This window comes from Rhizobium sp. MHM7A (genome assembly GCF_005862215.1).
Lineage (GTDB): Bacteria > Pseudomonadota > Alphaproteobacteria > Rhizobiales > Rhizobiaceae > Rhizobium > Rhizobium bangladeshense.
The window spans coordinates 162,406-180,597 of the sequence record NZ_VCHT01000005.1 but is presented as its reverse complement, the minus strand read 5'-3'; the positions used below and the strand labels follow the sequence as shown (position 1 = coordinate 180,597).

20 protein-coding genes are annotated in these 18,192 nt (G+C 61.8%); 11 read left to right on the top strand and 9 right to left on the bottom strand.

Annotation, left to right across the window (positions count from 1 at the left end; genetic code table 11):
* The first annotated feature begins 230 nt into the window (after positions 1-230).
* From rpmI to pheT, 4 genes are all read left to right on the top strand, one after another.
* On the top strand, positions 231-434 hold the full coding sequence (rpmI, locus tag FFR93_RS19085) for a 50S ribosomal protein L35 (protein WP_011423646.1): 204 nt from the start codon (positions 231-233) through the stop codon (positions 432-434).
* A 39-nt stretch (positions 435-473) separates the two neighbouring features.
* Positions 474-878, top strand: coding sequence for a 50S ribosomal protein L20 (gene rplT / locus FFR93_RS19080; RefSeq protein WP_064693455.1), 405 nt, complete (start codon positions 474-476; stop codon positions 876-878).
* 243 nt (positions 879-1,121) lie between these two features.
* Positions 1,122-2,204 carry a phenylalanine--tRNA ligase subunit alpha gene (gene pheS / locus FFR93_RS19075; RefSeq protein ID WP_138394364.1) on the top strand — a complete coding sequence of 361 codons (1,083 nt, stop codon included), beginning with the start codon at positions 1,122-1,124 and terminating at the stop codon, positions 2,202-2,204.
* Positions 2,205-2,220: 16 nt separating this feature from the next.
* Positions 2,221-4,644 (top strand): phenylalanine--tRNA ligase subunit beta, encoded by a 2,424-nt coding sequence (gene pheT / locus FFR93_RS19070; RefSeq protein ID WP_138394363.1) that lies wholly within the window; start codon positions 2,221-2,223, stop codon positions 4,642-4,644.
* Positions 4,645-4,725: 81 nt separating this feature from the next.
* Here the strand turns inward: pheT and FFR93_RS19065 are convergent, their stop codons facing one another.
* Both FFR93_RS19065 and FFR93_RS19055 read right to left on the bottom strand, forming a co-directional pair.
* The gene (locus tag FFR93_RS19065; RefSeq protein WP_064707669.1) at positions 4,726-5,085 is read right to left on the bottom strand and encodes a nuclear transport factor 2 family protein; all 360 of its coding nucleotides are present in this window, start codon (positions 5,083-5,085) and stop codon (positions 4,726-4,728) included.
* Between the two features lie 285 nt (positions 5,086-5,370).
* Entirely contained in the window at positions 5,371-5,868 is a 498-nt protein-coding gene (locus FFR93_RS19055) for a ferritin-like domain-containing protein (protein WP_138394361.1), read from the bottom strand.
* A 147-nt stretch (positions 5,869-6,015) separates the two neighbouring features.
* Here FFR93_RS19055 and FFR93_RS19050 point away from each other — a divergent pair, with 147 nt between their 5' ends.
* On the top strand, positions 6,016-6,633 hold the full coding sequence (locus FFR93_RS19050) for a hypothetical protein (RefSeq protein ID WP_138394360.1): 618 nt from the start codon (positions 6,016-6,018) through the stop codon (positions 6,631-6,633).
* Here FFR93_RS19050 and FFR93_RS19045 read toward each other — a convergent pair.
* Entirely contained in the window at positions 6,623-7,066 is a 444-nt protein-coding gene (locus FFR93_RS19045) for a GNAT family N-acetyltransferase (protein WP_138394359.1), read from the bottom strand. The two genes, FFR93_RS19050 and FFR93_RS19045, sit on opposite strands and share 11 nt — an antisense overlap.
* Positions 7,063-8,025 (bottom strand): aldo/keto reductase, encoded by a 963-nt coding sequence (locus tag FFR93_RS19040; RefSeq protein WP_138394358.1) that lies wholly within the window; start codon positions 8,023-8,025, stop codon positions 7,063-7,065. Before FFR93_RS19040 ends, FFR93_RS19045 begins: the two co-directional genes overlap by 4 nt.
* A gap of 181 nt (positions 8,026-8,206) precedes the next feature.
* Here FFR93_RS19040 and FFR93_RS19035 point away from each other — a divergent pair, with 181 nt between their 5' ends.
* On the top strand, positions 8,207-9,193 hold the full coding sequence (locus FFR93_RS19035; protein ID WP_138394357.1) for a Gfo/Idh/MocA family oxidoreductase: 987 nt from the start codon (positions 8,207-8,209) through the stop codon (positions 9,191-9,193).
* Positions 9,194-9,202: 9 nt separating this feature from the next.
* Here FFR93_RS19035 and FFR93_RS19030 read toward each other — a convergent pair whose 3' ends face one another.
* Positions 9,203-9,580, bottom strand: coding sequence for a GtrA family protein (locus tag FFR93_RS19030; RefSeq protein WP_138394356.1), 378 nt, complete (start codon positions 9,578-9,580; stop codon positions 9,203-9,205).
* Positions 9,577-10,584, bottom strand: coding sequence for a glycosyltransferase (locus tag FFR93_RS19025; RefSeq protein ID WP_138394355.1), 1,008 nt, complete (start codon positions 10,582-10,584; stop codon positions 9,577-9,579). The genes FFR93_RS19030 and FFR93_RS19025 overlap by 4 nt, the downstream gene beginning before the upstream one ends.
* Before the next feature lie 164 nt (positions 10,585-10,748).
* Here FFR93_RS19025 and FFR93_RS19020 point away from each other — a divergent pair, with 164 nt between their 5' ends.
* A complete protein-coding gene (locus FFR93_RS19020) occupies positions 10,749-12,596 on the top strand; it encodes a hypothetical protein (RefSeq protein WP_138394354.1) in 1,848 nt (615 codons plus the stop codon).
* A 28-nt stretch (positions 12,597-12,624) separates the two neighbouring features.
* On the opposite strand, the gene FFR93_RS19015 is transcribed toward FFR93_RS19020, so the two are convergent.
* Positions 12,625-12,867 carry a hypothetical protein gene (locus FFR93_RS19015; RefSeq protein WP_064707678.1) on the bottom strand — a complete coding sequence of 81 codons (243 nt, stop codon included), beginning with the start codon at positions 12,865-12,867 and terminating at the stop codon, positions 12,625-12,627.
* Between the two features lie 335 nt (positions 12,868-13,202).
* Here FFR93_RS19015 and xseA point away from each other — a divergent pair, with 335 nt between their 5' ends.
* Entirely contained in the window at positions 13,203-14,783 is a 1,581-nt protein-coding gene (gene xseA, locus FFR93_RS19010; RefSeq protein ID WP_138394353.1) for an exodeoxyribonuclease VII large subunit, read from the top strand.
* 2 nt (positions 14,784-14,785) lie between these two features.
* A complete protein-coding gene (locus FFR93_RS19005; protein WP_138394352.1) occupies positions 14,786-15,376 on the top strand; it encodes an NAD(P)H-dependent oxidoreductase in 591 nt (196 codons plus the stop codon).
* Here the strand turns inward: FFR93_RS19005 and FFR93_RS19000 are convergent, their stop codons facing one another.
* On the bottom strand, positions 15,377-15,874 hold the full coding sequence (locus FFR93_RS19000; RefSeq protein WP_138394351.1) for a MarR family transcriptional regulator: 498 nt from the start codon (positions 15,872-15,874) through the stop codon (positions 15,377-15,379). It abuts the gene before it with no gap.
* A gap of 81 nt (positions 15,875-15,955) precedes the next feature.
* Here FFR93_RS19000 and FFR93_RS18995 point away from each other — a divergent pair, with 81 nt between their 5' ends.
* Positions 15,956-16,867, top strand: a complete 912-nt coding sequence (locus FFR93_RS18995; protein ID WP_138394350.1) for an EamA family transporter — start codon at positions 15,956-15,958, stop codon at positions 16,865-16,867.
* On the opposite strand, the gene FFR93_RS18990 is transcribed toward FFR93_RS18995, so the two are convergent.
* Entirely contained in the window at positions 16,815-18,068 is a 1,254-nt protein-coding gene (locus FFR93_RS18990) for an aminopeptidase (protein ID WP_138394349.1), read from the bottom strand. The genes FFR93_RS18995 and FFR93_RS18990 overlap by 53 nt on opposite strands.
* On the opposite strand from FFR93_RS18990, the gene FFR93_RS41940 reads away from it, so the two are divergent.
* On the top strand, positions 18,058-18,192 hold the full coding sequence (locus FFR93_RS41940; RefSeq protein WP_259663805.1) for a hypothetical protein: 135 nt from the start codon (positions 18,058-18,060) through the stop codon (positions 18,190-18,192). The two genes, FFR93_RS18990 and FFR93_RS41940, sit on opposite strands and share 11 nt — an antisense overlap.

Below are 18,192 nucleotides of genomic sequence, written 5' to 3'. Positions count from 1 at the left end.
GATTCCTCCGCGGCCCCGTTGCACTTTCATGACGCTGCGGTTATAAGCGCGCGTCCGAACTGACCGGCAGGGCATGCCGTGGCAGTTTCGAATGCTTGCGGAACGGTTCGTCGCCGATGCCGCAGATCAACAACAAACGCTCCCGCACCTTGTTGCGACGGCCGGAGAACCGGACTTCGCGAGGAGGGCTTTTTGATGAAGCGCGCAGGGAGGACAGAAGGAGTAGCAAAATGCCCAAGATGAAGACGAAGTCCGCTGCCAAGAAGCGGTTCAAGATCACCGCATCCGGCAAGGTCAAGGCGGCTGCCGCTGGCAAGCGCCATGGCATGATCAAGCGCACGAACAAGTTCATTCGCGATGCGCGCGGCACGATGGTTCTCGCAGAACCCGATGGCCGCAAGGTCGTGAAGAACTATCTGCCGAACGGTCTCTGAGACTATTCCGGTAACGCGTTAGATTAAGGAGATCATGAAATGGCACGTGTAAAGAGAGGCGTTGCTGCCCACGCCAAGCACAAGAAGGTTCTGAAGCAGGCGAAGGGCTTCTATGGCCGCCGCAAGAACACCATCCGTACCGCCAAGGCTGCCGTCGATCGCGCCAAGCAGTATGCCTACCGCGACCGCAAGGTCAACAAGCGCAACTTCCGCGCCCTCTGGATCCAGCGTATCAACGCTGCCGTCCGCGAATTCGGCCTGACCTATGGCCGCTTCATCGACGGCCTGAACAAGGCTGGCATCGAGGTCGACCGTAAGGTTCTCTCCGACATGGCAATCCACGAGCCGGAAGCATTCGGCGCGCTGGTTGCTGCCGCCAAGAAGGCCCTTGAGTACCTCAAGGAAACCGGCACGGCGAACGAGTTTGAAGGCGCGGTTCGTTGAGCCGCGCGCGTTCGTAAGAACGCGCAAAGCTGGCTCAACTGCTTAAAGTGGCGCATGTACCTTTCGAGCGGGCTTCGCCCACACGGGACATGCGCTGCCAGCGCTTCCCAAGCTTGACGCTTTTTTGAATTTTGGGAAACCCGCGCTGGTTTGGGCTAGCGCGGGTTTTTCTTTCTCTTTACTCCTTGCGCCGGCCGCCGGCCTACCTTTCGAACGCCGCCTGATCTGGACGGAAAGAAGACAATGTCAGATATCGACCAGCTTAAATCCTCCTTGCTTGCCGAAATTTCCGCCGCTGGCGATGAGCCGGCGCTCGAAGCCGTGCGCGTGTCCGCTCTCGGCAAGAAGGGCTCGGTCTCCGAACTGCTGAAGACGCTCGGCGCCATGACGCCGGAGGAACGCCAGACCCGGGGCGCGGCGATCAACGCCTTGAAAAACGACGTGACTGACGCCATTACCGAGCGCAAATCGGTGCTGAAGATGGCGGCGGTCAATGCGCGGCTGAAGGCCGAGACGGTCGATGTCAGCCTGCCTGTGCGCTCTTCGCCCGCCGAACGCGGCCGCATCCACCCGATCACCCAGATCGTCGACGAGATCACCGCGATCTTCGCCGACATGGGCTTCTCGATCGCCGAAGGTCCCGATATCGAGACCGATTACTACAATTTCACCGCGCTGAACTTCCCCGAAGGCCATCCGGCCCGCGAGATGCACGACACCTTCTTCTTCAATCCGGATGAGAACGGTGAGCGCAAGGTGCTGCGCACCCATACCTCGCCGGTGCAGGTGCGCACCATGGAAGCGCAGCAGCCGCCGATCCGCATCATCATTCCGGGCAAGACCTACCGCCAGGACTCTGACGCGACGCATTCGCCGATGTTCCATCAGGTCGAAGGTCTGGTCATCGACAAGAAGGCCAATGTCGCCAACATTCGCTGGGTGCTGGAAGAATTCTGCAAGACCTTCTTCGAGGTCGATAGCGTGACGATGCGTTTTCGCCCGTCCTTCTTCCCCTTCACCGAGCCGTCCTTCGAGGTCGATATCCAGTGCGACCGCTCCGGCCCGATCGTCAAGTTCGGCGAGGGCACGGACTGGATGGAGATCCTCGGCTGCGGCATGGTCCACCCGAACGTGCTGCGCTACGGCGGGCTCGATCCGGACGAATATCAGGGTTTTGCCTGGGGCATGGGTCTCGATCGTATCGCCATGCTGAAATACGGCATGCCCGACCTGCGCGACTTCTTCAATGCCGACGTCCGCTGGATGACGCATTACGGCTTCCGCCCGCTCGACATGCCGACGCTGTTCGGCGGTCTGAGCGCTTGAACGGAGATTTGGGACGATGAAATTCACGCTCTCTTGGCTGAAAGAGCATCTAGAAACGGATGCCACGCTCGATGAAATCTGCGCCCGTCTCACCGAGATCGGCCTGGAAGTCGAGGATGTCGACGACAAGGCGGCGTTCAAGCCCTTCGTCATCGCCAAAGTCCTCTCGGCGGAAAAACATCCGCAGGCCGATCGCCTGAAGGTGCTGATGGTCGATACCGGATCCGGCGCGCCGGTTCAGGTCGTCTGCGGCGCTCCGAATGCGCGCGCCGGCCTCGTCGGCGCTTTCGCCGCTCCCGGAACCTACGTTCCCGGTATCGAGGTGACGCTTGCCGTTGGCAACATCCGCGGCGTCGAAAGCCGCGGCATGATGTGCTCCGAAAAGGAGCTGCAGATCTCTGAAAATCATGACGGCATCATCGATCTGCCGGAGGATGCGCCCGTCGGCCAGAGTTACGCGGCTTACGCCCATCTCGACGACCCGGTCATCGAGATCAACCTGACGCCGAACCGGCCGGACTGCACTTCGGTCCACGGCATCGCCCGCGATCTCGCCGCCTCCGGTCTCGGCACGCTGAAGACGCGGTCCGCGCCGTCCTTCGCCATCGACGGCGAAACGCCGGTGAAGCTGACGCTCGATCTCGACGATCCCAGACTCTGCCCCGGCTTTGCGCTGCGCCTCGTGCGCGGCGTCAAGAACGGCCCGAGCCCCCGCTGGATGCAGCAGCGGCTCACCGCCATCGGCCTGCGCCCGATCAATGCGCTGGTCGATATCACCAATTACATGACTTTCGATCAGGGCCGGCCGATCCATGTCTTCGATGCCGCCAAGATCCAGGGCAATCTCACCGTCCGCCGCGCGAGGGAAGGTGAGACCGTGTTGGCGCTCGACCAGCGCGAATACAAGCTCGGCCCGAACAACGTCGTCATATCCGATGAAGAGGGCATCGAATCGATCGGAGGCATCATGGGCGGCGAACATTCCGGCTGCGACGACAACACCGTCGACGTCCTGATCGAATCCGCTCTGTGGGATCCGATGAACATCGCCAAATCGGGCCGCAGCCTCGGCATCATCACCGATGCCCGCTATCGCTTCGAACGCGGCGTCGATCCGGAATATATGGTTCCCGGTCTCGAGCGCACGACGGAACTGGTGCTGGAACTGTGCGGAGGCACCGCTGCCAGAGCCGAGGTTGTCGGCTATCGCGGCTACGAACCGGAAATTGTCGATTTCCCCTATTCGGAGGTCAAGCGCCTGACCGGCCTTGAAGTCTCGAATGAGGAAAGCAACACGATCCTGACCCGTCTCGGCTTCACTGTCACCGGTTCCGGCCAGCGCGTCTCCGTCGCCGTTCCCTCATGGCGCCCCGATGTCGACGGCAAGGCCGATCTCGTCGAGGAGATCATGCGCATCCACGGCGTCGACAATATCAAGCCGGCGCCGCTCGAAAGCCATGCGGCCGTCAACGGCAGGATCCTGACGACGCTGCAGATTCGCACCCGCGTCGCCAAACGGGCGCTTGCCGCGCGCGGCATGCTGGAAGCCGTCACCTGGTCCTTCATTCCGGAAGGTCAGGCGAAGCTCTTCGGCGGTGGCTCGCCCGGGCTAAAGCTTGCCAATCCCATTGCTGCCGAAATGTCTGACATGCGCCCGTCTCTGCTGCCGGGTCTGCTGACCGCAGCTCAGCGCAATGCGGACAAGGGTTATGCCGACGTCGCCATCTTCGAGGTCTCCGGCACCTATGAAAACGACAGGCCGGAAGGCCAGCGCCGCGTCGCCGGCGGCATCCGCCGCGGCACGGCATCGCTCGCCGGCGCCGGCCGCATGTGGTCGAACGTCGCCAAGGGTGGCGGAAAGCCTGTCGACGTCTTCGACGCCAAGGCCGATGCGCTCGCCGTCATCGAAGCCTGCGGCCTGCCGATGGGCAATATCCAGATCGAGCAGGGCGGCCCCGAATGGTATCATCCCGGCCGCTCCGGCACGATCAAGATGGGGCCGAAGATCGTGCTCGGCTATTTCGGTGAATTCCATCCGCTGACGCTGGAAACGCTCGATGTCTCCGGCGCTCTCTGCGGCTTCGAAGTCTATCTCGATGCCATGGCCGAGCCGAAGAAGAAGGCGACCCGCACCAAGCCGGCGCTCGATCTTTCGCCTTTCCAGGCGGTCAAGCGCGACTTCGCCTTCGTCGTCGACAGGACGGTGGAAGCAGGCGCGATCGTCAAGGCTGCGACCGGCGCCGACCGCAAGCTTATCACTGGCGTCAATGTCTTCGACATCTTCGAGGGCGCTTCGGTCGGCGAGGGCAAGAAGTCGGTGGCAATCGAGGTTCAGATCCAGCCTGTCGATCGCACTCTGACGGACGAGGATTTCGAGGCGCTGACGCAGAAGGTCGTGGCGAGCGTCACGAAATTCACCGGCGGCGTGCTCAGAAGCTGATCCGTACAGTAACCGGCCGCTCCCCTCCGGGTGCCTGAAAGGACGCGCGAGGCGGCCGGTTTTTCATCGCGTGTCCGCCTTTCACGTATGAAGATGGTAGAGCTTGCTGACAATCGTCCAGCGGCCTTCGATCTTCAGCAGCGAGAGATAGTCGGTAAAGCGCATCCCGGCGAAGTCGTCGGTGACCTTCACGCTCGCCGCGTCGCCCTCGACATCGACGCTCTGAATATCCATGAAGGGCTGTGTGCCAGGCGGGGCGGGCTCCTCCGCCAGGATCGCGGCGATGAATTCGTCCCGTGTCAGCCATTCGACGGCGTTTTGGTAATAACCGATGATCGAGCTTTTCGGGTGGAAGGCCTTCTTCAAGGCTGCCGCATTGGCGAAGGCCATGCCTTCGACATAGAGATGAACCGTCTGTTCGACTGCTTGCCTGTCCGACATGTTTTCATCCCGTTCTCCGAGATGCTGTTAGATAGTTTAGCGGGCTGCGAAGGCAAGCCCGGCCGCTTCCCGACCGTGGCTTCTTTCGATTTACAGATGTGCGGGTTCATGCGGAACAGCTGGAGGCTCGTGCGGGTGCTGGAGGATTGGTGCGCGCCTTATCCGGGGCCGCCATTTGTCTATCATACGAGCCGGCGGCAGATGCGCGCCTTCATCGATTTCTTCAGACATGTCGAGGATAAGGGCGGCCGATAAAAGGGCACGGCCGCCCGGTTCGTCGTTCCGTCAGGCAGCTTTCGCCTTCTGGTTTGCCGCCGTCGTGGCGAGCTGGGAAAGCTTCTTGTCGGTGGCCGTCTCCTCCTGCAGCGTCTGGTCGAGCAGGGCGACGACATCCTTCAGGCCGAGCGTTGCTGCCCAGGTCTTCAGCGTGCCATACCGGGCGATTTCATAGTGCTCGACTGCCTGCGCAGCGGAGATCAGCCCGGCATCCAGTGCCGGTGTGCCCTTGAATTCCTCCATGATCTCTTCGCCCTCGGCAATGATGCCCTGGATTGCCTCGCAGGTCTTGCCTTGCGCGCGCTTGCCGAACTTTTCGAAAACCTGCTGCAGGCGCTCGACCTGCGCTTCGGTTTCCTCGCGGTGCTTTTCGAAGCCCGCCTTCAGTTCGGAGGACTGGGCGGCGCGCGCCATCTTCGGCAGAGCGCGCAATATCTGCCGCTCGGCGAAATAGATGTCCTTGAGCGTGTCGTAAAAGAGATCTTCCAACGTCTTTTCCTTGGCCATTTTCTCCATCCTTTTTTTGGGAAAGGCCGCGAACGCGGCGACACACTAAGAAGCGAAGATCGCGCTAATTGTTCCCGATCGATTTCGGGTGGACTGCAAAACCGCTCCGGGCAATCATCCCGCCGCTGACGTGGAGGAAGAAAACGCATGCGAAAGCCGGGTTCGATGAAAGGTCTGGAGGATCTCGGCCGCGTGCGGCTGTCGCAAAACTTCTTCTTCCGCGATTTCCTGCATTCGGAAATCGCCGATTTCTACCGCATTCCCAATATTCCCGAGGATCCCGAACTGGCGATCGAAGCCGGGAAAAGACTTTGCGAGGAATTGCTGGAGCCGCTGGAAGCGACGTTCGGACGCCTGCACATTCGCTCCGGCTACCGCTCGCCCGAGGTCAACCGGTTTGGCAACGAGAACAAGCTGAACTGTTCCACCAATGCCGCCACCGCTGCGCATCACATCTGGGATATCAGAGATTTCGACGGGTGCATGGGCGCCGCCGCCTGCATTGCCGTGCCGTGGATGATTGACCGTTACCGCGATGAAAGCGACTGGCAGCGGCTCGCCTGGTGGATCCACGACCATCTGCCCTACGCATCGCTCTGCTTCTTTCCGAAGCTCTGGGCCTTCAATATCCAGTGGCACGAACGGCCGAGGCGGGTGATCCAGAGCTATGTCAGACCGCGCGGCATTCTGACAAAGCCAGGTATGGCGAACTGGGAAGGTGACCACGGTGCTTTCTACAAGGGATTTCCGGCCCTCAGAAACTGATGCGATAGCGGATGTGGCCGTCGCTTTCGACATAGCTGTCGTAGAGCGCGCGGGCCGTCTTGTTCTTCTCGCTCGTATGCCAATAGAGCCGCGACCATCCCTTCGCCCTGCAGAGCGCGACGAGATCGTCCATAAGCGCCCGGCCGACGCCCCTGCCGCGCGCATCGGGATCGACGAAGAGGTCTTCCAGATAGCAGTCCCTGCCGCGGATCCAGGTGCCCTCATGCGTCAGGAAAAGTGCAAAGCCCACCATCCTGCCGTCGATCTCGGCGACGCGCATGCCGATCGCCGAGCCTGGATCGAAAATCCGGCGCCACGTCTGGTCGGTGATATCGGCATCGACAGTTACGTCATAAAAGGTGAGGTAGGCTGCCCAGAGTTCGCGCCAGCGGGCTTGGTCCTCGGGGCGGGCATCACGTATCGTTGCGGTCATGACTGTCTTCTTTCGGCGCCGGCTTCGTCGAGCAGCGCCATTGCCTCAGTGGAAAGGGAGAGTGTCGCCGACTTCACAAGGCTTTCAAGCTGCGACAGACTGGTCGCGCTGGCAATCGGCGCCGTCACTCCCTTCTTGCGCAACAGCCAGGCAAGCGAGATTTCCGCGGGCTTGGCGCCCGTTTCGGCGGCCACCCGGTCGAGCGCGGCGAGAATGCGCAGGCCCTTTGCGTCGAGATATTGCGAAACGCGGCCTTCGCGCGCCCGTCCTTGCGTATCTGCCTTGCTGCGGTATTTGCCGGTGAGAAAGCCGGCGGCGAGGCTGAAATAGGTGATAACGCCGATATCCTGACGGACGCAGAGATCGGCAAGCGGCCCCTCGAAGCTCGCGCGCTGATAAAGATTATATTCCGGCTGCAGCACGTCATATCGCGGCAGGCCGGCTTTCTCGGCAGCGTCGAAGGACGTCTGGAGCAGATCCGCATCGTAGTTCGAGCAGCCGATGGCGCGGATCTTGCCCTGCTGTTTCAGCTTTGCATAGGCGCCGAGCGTCTCCTCGTGCGGCGTATCGGCATCCGGCCAATGCGAGAGATAGAGATCGATATAGTCCGTCTGCAGCCGGCGCAGCGACGCCTCGACCGCCGTCAGAATATAGCCCTCCTTCGGCGTCCTTCCCAGGCCCATGTCCGAGCCGACCTTGGTAACGATGACGGCCATGTCGCGCGAGATTCGCGCCTGTTTCAGCCAGCGTCCGATGATCTCCTCGGAATCGCCGCCCTTGTTACCGGGAACCCACGCGGAATAGACGTCCGCCGTATCGATCGTGTTGAGACCGGCATCGAAAAAGGCGTCGAGAATGGAAAAGGAAGTTTTCTCGTCGGCCGTCCAGCCGAAGACATTGCCGCCGATCACGATCGGTGCGACCGAAAGACCTGTTTTTCCAAGCCGGCGCATTTCCATAAGGCTCTCCAAATGGATAAAATATCAAAGGCTGTATTGAACGGCGGACAGGCAGAACGCCGCTAAGCTAGCGCGATCCAGGCACAAGGCAAACCCGGCTTCGGCAATTTCATATCGCGCCATTGCGTCGCGGCGGAGGCCTGAATATGGTTCGCGAACATCGATTTTGGGAGGCTCGCACATGCTGCGTTTCGGTATCATTTCAACGGCGAAGATCGGTCGCGACAATGTCGTGCCCGCCATCCAGGACGCTGAAAATTGCGTCGTCACCGCGGTTGCCAGCCGCGATCTGGCGCGTGCAAGGGAGATGGCGGATCGCTTCTCGGTACCGCATGCCTTCGGCTCTTATGAGGAAATGCTGGCGTCCGACGTCATCGACGCCGTCTATATCCCGCTGCCGACCTCGCAGCATATCGAATGGTCGATCAAGGCAGCCGATGCCGGCAAACATGTGCTCTGCGAAAAGCCCCTGGCGCTGAAGGCCGATGATATTGACGCCGTGATCGCTGCCCGAGACCGCAATCGCGTGGTGGTCACCGAAGCCTACATGGTCACCTATGCCCCGGTCTGGCAGAAGGTGCGTTCACTGATCGGCGAGGGTGCCATCGGTTCGCTGCGCCATGTGCAGGGCGCTTTCACCTATTTCAACCGCGACCCCGCCAACATGCGCAACGTTCCCGAACTCGGCGGCGGCGGTCTTCCCGACATCGGCGTCTATCCCGTCATGAGCACGCGTTTTTCCACCGGCAAGGAGCCGCTCCGGATCCAGGCGACCACCGAGCGCGATCCGGACTTCGGCACGGACATCTACTCGAGCGTCAAGGCCGATTTCGGGGATTTCGAGCTGAGCTTCTATGTCTCGACGCAGATGGCCAACCGCCAGGTCATGGTCTTCCACGGCACCGAAGGTTACATCGAGGTCAAGTCCCCCTTCAACGCCAATCGCTGGGGGCCGGAAGAGATCGAACTGGCCGATCGCAGCCACAATGAATCGCGCATCTTCCGCTATCAGGACAGCCGCCAATACAGATGCGAGGTCGAGGCCTTCGCTCGCGCGGTAAAGAACGGAAAGGAAGAGATCGTCACGCTCGAAAACTCGAAGCTGAACCAGAAGGTGATAGATGCGATCTACCGCGCCAGCGAGAAGGACGGCTGGGAGGCAGTCTGATTATTCCGCTCATTCCGGGCGGAAGACGAAGCGCGAATAGCCGAGGAAGCTGAAGACCATGGAGGCGACGCTGGCGATCACCATGGCCGCCAGCGGCTGGAGCGTCGGCAGCGAAAGCAGCAGCGCAGAGTAAAGCCCGTAATTGAGAAGCGCCGCCGTCACCCCGACCGAGCCGTAACGGAAGCCCTCGGCAGCAAGCGAACGGCCGGAGCGATCGAAGGTGAAGCTGCGGTTGAAAGCCCAGGTGGCCGCCATTGCCACCGCGATGGCGACGAACCGCGCCAGAAACGGCCCGAGCGGCGTCAGATGGAGCAGCGCCGCCAGCATGCCGGCATCGACAAGGAAGCCGATGCCCCCGGCGATCGCGAAGCGGACGAGCTTTCTCATGCCGCATCCGCCTTTCCGGGACGTTTACGCGATGCCGATTTTGCGTCAGTGAGCAGCGCCTTGGCGGCGCTCGGGGTCTCCAGGCTCATATAATGGATGCGAAGCTGCTCGGCTCGGGCCCTAGCCACGGAATCAAGGATGACGCCGGCGGTAAAAAGCATGAAGGAGATCATCATCAGCGCCATCGACAGAACCCAGGTCGGCATGCGGCTGACGAGGCCCGTGTCGAAATATTCCGCCAGCACCGGCGCCATGAAGCCGAGGCTTGTCAGCATGAAGGCGGCGCTGATCGCGCTAAAGAAGGCGAAGGGCCGGGTCTCCTTCATCAGCATCGCGAACATCCAGAGGATTTTGCCGCCGTCACGGAACGTCGAAAGCTTGGAGTGGGAGCCTTCCGGGCGGCGGCCGTAATCGAGTTCCAGTTCGCTGACGGGAAGCTTCAGCCGGGAGGCATGCACCGACATTTCGGTTTCGATCTCGAAGCCGCCTGATACCGCCGGGAAGCTCTTGACGAAGCGGCGCGAGAAAGCGCGGTAGCCGGAAAAGATATCGGTGAAGTCGGGGCCGAAGATCGTGCGGTAGAGCAGGTTGAAAAGCCGGTTGCCAAGCGCATGGCCCTGACGGCCGGCATCGGCATGCACGCCTCGCCGGGTGCCCACGACCATGTCGGCGCGTTCGGTGAGAAGCGTCCGCACCAGCTCCTCGGCATCGCCGGGCGCATAGGTTCCGTCGCCATCCGCGATGATGTAGATGTCCGCCTCGATGTCGGCGAACATGCGGCGCACGACGTGGCCCTTGCCTTGCCGCCGCTCGCGCACGACATGCGCGCCGGCCAGCATGGCCTGCAGAGCGGTCCCGTCGGTGGAATTATTGTCGTAGACGTGGATCGCGGCACCCGGGAGTGTCGCCCGGAAGCCCTGCACCACCGGGCCGATCGTCGCAGCTTCATTATAGCAGGGAAGCAGGACGGCAATGTCCGGGTGGTCGGTACGCGTTCGGGCCATGACTCTACTCGTTACACTAAAGAAGCCGTCACCCAGACTAAAACAGGCAGCGTTAATAAGACCCTATGACGCAGGCAAAATCGGCCGCATCCGCAGACGGCTTTACACTTTCTTGATCGGCGCCCGTTAAGGTTCGGCCATCTGCAAACGAAGTACTAACCACGATGAATGCCGTGCAGCCGATCGCCAATGCATTGTCCGTCGCTGCCGCCCAGAGGAGCCGACTCAGGGCGCTGCTGACGCGTCTCTGGCCGGTCGTCATCGCCTATAGCGTCATCCTTGCCGCCGTCATTCTTGTTACCAAACTCTTCGGCGCCACCGACTATGTCGGTCCCGACAATGACGATGGCATGCGTCTTGTCGAGGTTCGCGATTTTCTTGCCGGCCAGGGCTGGTTCGATCTGATGCAATATCGTCTCGGCCTTGCCGGCGGTACGCTGATGCACTGGTCGAGGCTGATCGATCTGCCGATCGCTTCGCTGATCTGGTTCTTTGGCCTGTTTGCGCCGCGCGAAACGGCGGAGGCGCTGGCGCTCGCCGTCTGGCCGCTATCGCTCATCTTTCCTGTCATGCTTGCCATGGGCTTCGCCGGCCGGCGCATCGGCGGGATTGCCGGCATGCACATCGCTCTCGGTCTGACCGCGTTGACGATCTTTACCGGAAACCGCTTCGCCCCGGGCGCCATCGATCATCACAATGTGCAACTGGCGCTGGTTGCGACGATGGTGGCGATGCTCGTCGATCCGCAGCGTCGCGGCTGGTGCTATGCCATCGCCGGCGTTGCCGCGGCTGTCGCCATCGCCATCGGCGCTGAGACGACCCCTTTCGTTGCTGCCGTCTGCCTCACAGTCGCCCTGGTCTGGGCATGGGAAGGAGAGAGTGTCGCCGTCGCCGCCCGGGCATTCGGATTGTCGCTGACGATAGCGATCAACATTCTTTTCTTCGCAACGGTGCCGCCCCGGCTCTATGCGATGGTCACCTGCGACAATCTCTCGATCGGCTATTACAGTCTGGCGGCGATCGGCGGCAGTCTCCTGCTGTTTTCGGCGGTTTTTGCAAGCCGCTTGCGTCGGCCCTTGCGCTTTGCCGCTCTCGCCGTTGTCGGCGCCGGCGTTTTCGGTTCGGCGATCCTCATCTCACCGCAATGCCTGAGCGATCCGCTGGGCAGTCTCGATCCGATGCTGGTCGAACTCTGGCTGCGGCATGTTTCGGAAGCCCAGTCGCTCCTAGCGCTGGCGCGCACCGATCCGCACTCGATCGGTGCCTTCTATGCGGCAGGCCTCCTCGGCATTGCCGTCTGCATCTTTCGCATCATTCAGGGCGACCGCGTGCATATCCACTTGGTCCTGCTCTTCCTGCTGGCCACGAGCTGGGCGATTGCGCTGGTCCAGGTGCGCGGCGCCGCTTTCTCTAACCTGCTTTCCATCCTGCCGCTCGCCTTGCTGATCATCGATGTCAGGCGCATCTCCAATAGCGACAGCGAGAATATCGCCGCCGCCTTCGTCTATGTGATGAGCGTACTCGCGAGCGTTCCGGCCGTCTGGGCCATCGGTGGCGGGCTTGTCTCGCTGCAGATGGAAAACGATCAGCAGAAGAAGGCAGGGGAGCCGACAAAAGCGATTTCCTGCACATCCAAGGAGGCGCTGGCGCCGCTTGCAGGGCTTTCGGTCGGGCTGGTCTCCGCGCCGTCGGAAATGGGGGTATCAATCCTGCGCTTCACCCAAAACCGGGTTCTCTCCGCCCCCTATCACCGCAATCAGGGCGGCATGCTGACGGAGATGCATATCGGCCTGGCAAAGCCCCTAGAGGCGGAAGCCTTTCTGAAGGGGGCCGGTGTGACGGTGCTTGCCTTTTGCCCGAAGGACCCGCAGACGCGCGAGCTCGCAAAGCTGAAACCGGATGGTCTCTATGCTGAACTCGGCAGAGGGAATATTCCGCCCTATCTTGAGCCACTTCCGAAGGCTCCGGACGCAGTTATCCAGTTCTTTCGTTACCGGCCGACGGCGAATTGACGCCGACAGCCTTTATGATGCGCTGACGTCAGTGCGACGTACGGAGGGCCCGCAGACGGTCGCTGGCATAGAGCCCGAGGACGAAGAGGATCAGGCCGCCATTATAGCCGAGAATGGCATAAACAAGCGCCAGAAGTGACACCGGCCCAGGCGAGGTTATCGCCGCCAGCGTGAAGCTCATGCCGATCAGCGCGGCGACCAACGCGATCCCGGCGGCCGAGCGCATTAACCCGGCGCTGATGCCCAATGCTGCTGCTGTGAGAATAATCATTTCAGCACCTTCCCAGAGAGAACGAGGGGAAGCATAGGAAGCGCCAACTAACAAAGATTTACCGGCTCTCTCGGCCAAAAATCGTTTGTATTGCGGTGGTTAGCAATCCCTTTCATAGGAAACGCGCCTTTTATCTATGCGTTCCCCAGGGAAGCGAATTTTCCCGTTTTTCTTGTCATTTTACCTGCTGCAACGAGCGCATGCACGCAATGCCTGGACATGATTTTGATGGCATGGGCGCCTTTTTCCACGCCAACGGCTCAGCAGCCGGGAAAACAGTTCTCATCGGCGGTCGCGATCTTCCCGTTTCCCGCCAATGGAAATAGAAAGAAGGGATGAGCAACCTCTTCGATAGCGATTCGCCGACCAACCTTGCCGAATATTCGGTTTCGGAGCTCTCCGGCTCGATCAAGCGGACCGTCGAAACCGCCTTCGATCAGGTTCGCGTGCGCGGCGAAATATCGGGTTATCGCGGTCCGCACTCCTCCGGCCACGCTTATTTCGCATTGAAGGACGACCGTGCGCGCATCGACGCCGTTATCTGGAAAGGCACGTTCTCGCGGCTGAAGTTCCGCCCCGAGGAAGGCATGGAGGTGATTGCCACCGGCAAGGTCACCACCTTTCCGGGCTCCTCGAAATATCAGATCGTTATCGAGACGTTGGAGCCGGCCGGCGCCGGCGCGCTGATGGCGCTGATCGAAGAGCGCAAGCGCAAGCTCGGCGCCGAGGGCTTGTTCGATGCGGCCCGCAAGCAGCGGCTGCCCTTCATGCCGCATGTGATCGGTGTCGTCACCTCGCCGACCGGCGCCGTGATCCGCGATATCCTTCACCGCATTTCCGACCGTTTTCCGGTGCATGTCCTCGTCTGGCCGGTGAAGGTTCAGGGAGAGGGGGCCGGCGAGGAGGTGGCGAACGCCATTCGCGGCTTCAATTCGCTCGAGCCGACCGGCGCCATCCCGCGCCCGGATGTGCTGATCGTCGCGCGCGGCGGCGGCAGCCTGGAAGATCTCTGGTGTTTCAACGACGAGATCGTCGTGCGCGCTGCTGCCGCAAGCCGGATACCGCTGATCTCCGCCGTCGGTCACGAGACCGACTGGACGCTGATCGACTATGCCGCCGATGTCCGCGCTCCGACGCCGACCGGGGCGGCGGAGATGGCCGTGCCCGTCAAGGCGGAGCTCGAGGCGCAAGCTGCCGCTCTTGCCGCCCGCCTGCAGGGCTGCATGAACCGGCAGATGGATCAGCGCCGCCAATCCGTCCGTAGTCTGATGCGGGCATTGCCCTCGCTCGATCAGCTTCTCGCCTTGCCACGCCGTCGTTTCGACGAGGCGGCGGCAGGCCTCGGCCGTGGGCTGGAGCTGAATACGATCAACAAGCGCCGCGGCTTCGAGCGCGTTGCCGCGCATCTGCGCCCAGACCTTCTTTCCGGCCGTATTGCCGAGCGCCGTCAGACGCTGAACGAGCGGATGGTGCGGTCCGAACGCATGGTCGAACGACTGATCGACCGCTCGGCGTCACGCGTCGCGCGCGCCGAGGCGATCCTTGCTTCGCTGCCGGCACGGTTGAAAGCGCAAACCGACCGCTCCCGCGAACGTCTCGGCAATCTTTCCCGCCATGCCGATACGGCGATCCGCCACCAGCTGACGCGCGCCCGCGCCGAGCTCTCGGCGCAGGACCGCGTGCTGCAGTCGCTCTCCTACAAGAATGTGTTGAAACGCGGCTACGCGGTGATTCGCGATGAGGATAACAGGCCGGTCTCACAGGCCGCCGCACTCTCCGCTGGCGCGAGCATCGCCATCGAATTTGCCGACGGCCGTGTCGGCGCCATGACCACGGAAGGCGGCGACCCGCCTGGTGGCGCCAAGAAGCGCAGCACAAAACCGGCGGAGCCGACGAAGCAGGGAAGCCTGTTCTGACAATGCGGATCCTGCTTGTGCTTGCCCATCCGCTGCCGGAAAGTTTCGCCGCCTCGGTCGCGCACACGGCTCGCGAAGCGCTGGAAGCCTCCGGTCATGTCGTCGATCTCCTCGATCTCTACGCTGAGAATTTCGATCCACGCCTCTCCGTGGCCGAGCGCCGTGCTTACTTCGATATGTCCTACGATACCTCCGATGTGGCCGATACCGTTGCCCGGTTGAAGGCCGCCGACGGTCTCGTCCTCGTCTTTCCGCAGTGGTGGTTCAATTTCCCCGCCATCCTGAAAGGCTTCTTCGATCGCGTCTTCGCACCAGGTGTGGCTTTCAGGCATGATGCCGCCGGCGGCCGGATCGTGCCTGAACTCACCAATATCAGGCTGCTCTATGCGCTGACGACGACGGGCTCGCCCTGGTGGCTGGTGCATCTCTATATGGGCAATCCCGTCCGCCGCCTGCTGAAGCGCGGTATCGCCAATTTCTGTTCGAAGAAGCTCGTCTTCCGCATGCTGAGCCTGCACGACATGGACCGCACGACTGATGCCAGGCGCAAGGCGCATCTGGAGCGCGTCCACAAGGCGCTCGCTGAAGTCTGATTATTCAAAGTCCGACAGGAACTTCTTCAGTAGTCGGTCGAACGCGGCCTTATCCTCGGCCGTCAGGTTGCGCGTCAGCCGCTGCTGATTGGCGACATGGGCGCCGACCGCCTCTTCGACAGTCGCAAGCCCCTTCTCCGTCAGCGCAATCAGCACACTGCGCCGATCCTGCGGATTGACGATACGCTCGACCAGGCCCGCCTTCTCCAACTGGTCGATCCTGTTCGTCATTGTGCCAGAGCTGACCATCGTCATTTCCAGGAGCTCGCCCGGCGAAAGCCGATGAGGTGCGCCGGAGCGGCGAAGTGTGGCCAGCACGTCGAAGGCCGAGGTGGAAAGCCCGTGTGTCATGAGCACGGCTTCGACTTCGCGGCCGAGATGGGTGCCGAGGCGCTTCAGGCGTCCGAGGATGCCCATCGGTTCGACGTCGAGATCCGGCCGCTCGCGCCGCCATTGCGCCAGAATCCTGTCGACATGATCCTGCTTCTGTTCGCTCATGCCACATCGATATCATCAGATATCTTGACGTCAAGATAAAAAGCTCTATGCTGAACTTATCTTGAAGTAGAGATTCTTGATATGAAGACAAATGCTCGCTATCTCGCCGATGTGCTGACCACCGCTGTCGCCCCCGCCATTTGGGGCAGCACCTATTTCGTCACCACATCCTTCTTGCCCCAGGGCTATCCGTTGACGGTTGCTCTGCTGCGCGCCCTGCCGGCGGGCCTGCTTCTGCTGCTGATTGTCCGGAAGCTGCCGACGGGCGTGTGGTGGGGCCGCGCCTTCATTCTCGGCGCGCTGAACTTCTCGTTCTTCTGGGCGATGCTCTTCGTCTCGGCCTACAGGCTGCCGGGCGGCGTTGCCGCAACCGTCGGCGCCGTGCAGCCGCTGATCGTCATCGCGCTGTCGCGAGTTTTTCTCGGCAAGCCGATCCAGCCGCTGGCCGTGGTGGCAGGATTCGTCGGCATGGTCGGCGTCGGGCTGCTGGTGTTGACGCCAAAGGCGGCGCTCGATTCCATCGGTGTCGCCGCAGGCCTTGCTGGCGCCGTCTCGATGGCGTTCGGCACCGTGCTTGCACGGCGCTGGGCACCGCCGGTCTCAAATCTTACCTTCACCGCCTGGCAATTGACGGCGGGCGGCATCCTTCTGGTGCCTTTCGCCCTTCTGCTCGAACCGGCGCTGCCCATGCCGACCGCCGCAAACCTTGCCGGCATCGCCTATCTTGGCTTGATCGGCGCAGCCTTCACCTATCTGCTCTGGTTCCGCGGCCTGTCGCGCATCGAGCCGTCGGCGATCTCTTCGCTCGGTTTTCTGAGCCCTGTGGTCGCGACCCTGCTCGGCTGGCTGGCGCTTAGCCAGAGCCTGACGCCGGTACAGATCGCCGGCTTCGCCATGGTGCTTGCCGGCGTCTGGCTCAGTCAGCGCACGATGATGCCGCTTAGACCCATTCGCCCTGCCGCATCACCGGAACCCGCGAACCGTCCGGTGTGATACCGTCGATGTCGACCTTGTCCGAGCCGATCATCCAGTCGATGTGGATCAGGCTGGAATTGCCACCCTGCGCCTTGATCTGCTCCTGGCTGAGGGCCGCGCCGTTGAGGAAGCACTTGGAATAGCACTGGCCGAGCGCGATGTGGCAGGAGGCGTTTTCGTCGAAAAGCGTGTTGTAGAACAGGATGCCGCTCGCCGAGATCGGTGAGGAATGCGGCACAAGCGCCACCTCGCCGAGCCGGCGCGCACCCTCGTCGGTATCGAGCACCTTGTTCAAGACCTCTTCGCCGCGTGACGCCTTAGCCTCGACGATCCGCCCGCCTTCGAAACGCACCCGGATATTATCGATCAGCGTGCCCTGGTGCGACAGCGGTTTGGTGCTCGACACATGGCCTTCGACCCGCAAGGCATGCGGCGTGGTGAAGACCTCTTCGGTCGGAATATTCGGGTTGCAGGTGATGCCGTTCTTGGCCGTGGATGCGCCGCCGTGCCATTCATGCCCGTCGGCGAGGCCGACTGTCAGATCGGTGCCCGGTCCCTGGAAATGCAGCGAGGCGAAGCGCTCGCCGTTCAGCCAGGCGGAGCGCTTGGCGAGAGTGGCATTGTGTTCCGCCCAGGCAGCGACGGGGTCATTGAGATCGACGCGCGAGGCCGCAAAGATCGCCTTGGCAAGCTTGGCGATCGCCATCGGTTCGGGATCGTCGGGGAAGACCACCTTCGCCCAAGAGGGGTTGGGATAGGAGACGATGTTCCAGTTGATGTCGAAATTCGAAATTTTCTCCAGCGCCGGCTTGTATGCTGTGGATGTGGCGCGATTGGCGCGGCCGACCTTGCCGGGATCCTGCTCGGCAAGCAGCATAGGATTGTCGCCCGCGACCGCCAGACGGGCCGCTCCATTGGCATAGGCCTTGGCCATGCCCTCGTAGAGCCAGTCGGAGGCGCGATCGAAACTCTCGTCGCTGCCATATTGGAAGCGCGCAAGCGTCGTTTCCTCGTCGGAATAGAAGGTGCTCACCAGCCCGGCCCCGGCCTGATAGGCGTGTTTGGTGATGAAACGAACGAGCGGCAGCGCCACGACAGGCGCGGTTATCACCAGATCCTGGCCCTTCTGCAGCTGCAACCCGACCTTGACGGCGACTTCCGCGAGCTTCTCGAGCTTGACGGGGTCAACGGTGTTCTGGCTCTGGGGCATGAAAGTCATGGTTCAACCTGCCTTTGTCATCGAGGTAAGGCTGAAAGACTTAGACCCGTTTGCGGCGAAAATGAAGCGCGCCGCTGCCGATTTGAAAGCCGCGGAGCGCGATGCCCGACCGCTTTCACCATGA

Coding starts and splice junctions, on each gene's coding strand:
- rpmI (WP_011423646.1), top strand. CDS start 231: ATGCCCAAGATGAAGACGAAGTCCGCTGCCAAGAAGCGGTTCAAGATC.
- rplT (WP_064693455.1), top strand. CDS start 474: ATGGCACGTGTAAAGAGAGGCGTTGCTGCCCACGCCAAGCACAAGAAG.
- pheS (WP_138394364.1), top strand. CDS start 1,122: ATGTCAGATATCGACCAGCTTAAATCCTCCTTGCTTGCCGAAATTTCC.
- pheT (WP_138394363.1), top strand. CDS start 2,221: ATGAAATTCACGCTCTCTTGGCTGAAAGAGCATCTAGAAACGGATGCC.
- FFR93_RS19065 (WP_064707669.1), bottom strand. CDS start 5,085: ATGTCGGACAGGCAAGCAGTCGAACAGACGGTTCATCTCTATGTCGAA.
- FFR93_RS19055 (WP_138394361.1), bottom strand. CDS start 5,868: ATGGCCAAGGAAAAGACGTTGGAAGATCTCTTTTACGACACGCTCAAG.
- FFR93_RS19050 (WP_138394360.1), top strand. CDS start 6,016: ATGCGAAAGCCGGGTTCGATGAAAGGTCTGGAGGATCTCGGCCGCGTG.
- FFR93_RS19045 (WP_138394359.1), bottom strand. CDS start 7,066: ATGACCGCAACGATACGTGATGCCCGCCCCGAGGACCAAGCCCGCTGG.
- FFR93_RS19040 (WP_138394358.1), bottom strand. CDS start 8,025: ATGGAAATGCGCCGGCTTGGAAAAACAGGTCTTTCGGTCGCACCGATC.
- FFR93_RS19035 (WP_138394357.1), top strand. CDS start 8,207: ATGCTGCGTTTCGGTATCATTTCAACGGCGAAGATCGGTCGCGACAAT.
- FFR93_RS19030 (WP_138394356.1), bottom strand. CDS start 9,580: ATGAGAAAGCTCGTCCGCTTCGCGATCGCCGGGGGCATCGGCTTCCTT.
- FFR93_RS19025 (WP_138394355.1), bottom strand. CDS start 10,584: ATGGCCCGAACGCGTACCGACCACCCGGACATTGCCGTCCTGCTTCCC.
- FFR93_RS19020 (WP_138394354.1), top strand. CDS start 10,749: ATGAATGCCGTGCAGCCGATCGCCAATGCATTGTCCGTCGCTGCCGCC.
- FFR93_RS19015 (WP_064707678.1), bottom strand. CDS start 12,867: ATGATTATTCTCACAGCAGCAGCATTGGGCATCAGCGCCGGGTTAATG.
- xseA (WP_138394353.1), top strand. CDS start 13,203: ATGAGCAACCTCTTCGATAGCGATTCGCCGACCAACCTTGCCGAATAT.
- FFR93_RS19005 (WP_138394352.1), top strand. CDS start 14,786: ATGCGGATCCTGCTTGTGCTTGCCCATCCGCTGCCGGAAAGTTTCGCC.
- FFR93_RS19000 (WP_138394351.1), bottom strand. CDS start 15,874: ATGAGCGAACAGAAGCAGGATCATGTCGACAGGATTCTGGCGCAATGG.
- FFR93_RS18995 (WP_138394350.1), top strand. CDS start 15,956: ATGAAGACAAATGCTCGCTATCTCGCCGATGTGCTGACCACCGCTGTC.
- FFR93_RS41940 (WP_259663805.1), top strand. CDS start 18,058: ATGAAAGTCATGGTTCAACCTGCCTTTGTCATCGAGGTAAGGCTGAAA.
- FFR93_RS18990 (WP_138394349.1), bottom strand. CDS start 18,068: ATGACTTTCATGCCCCAGAGCCAGAACACCGTTGACCCCGTCAAGCTC.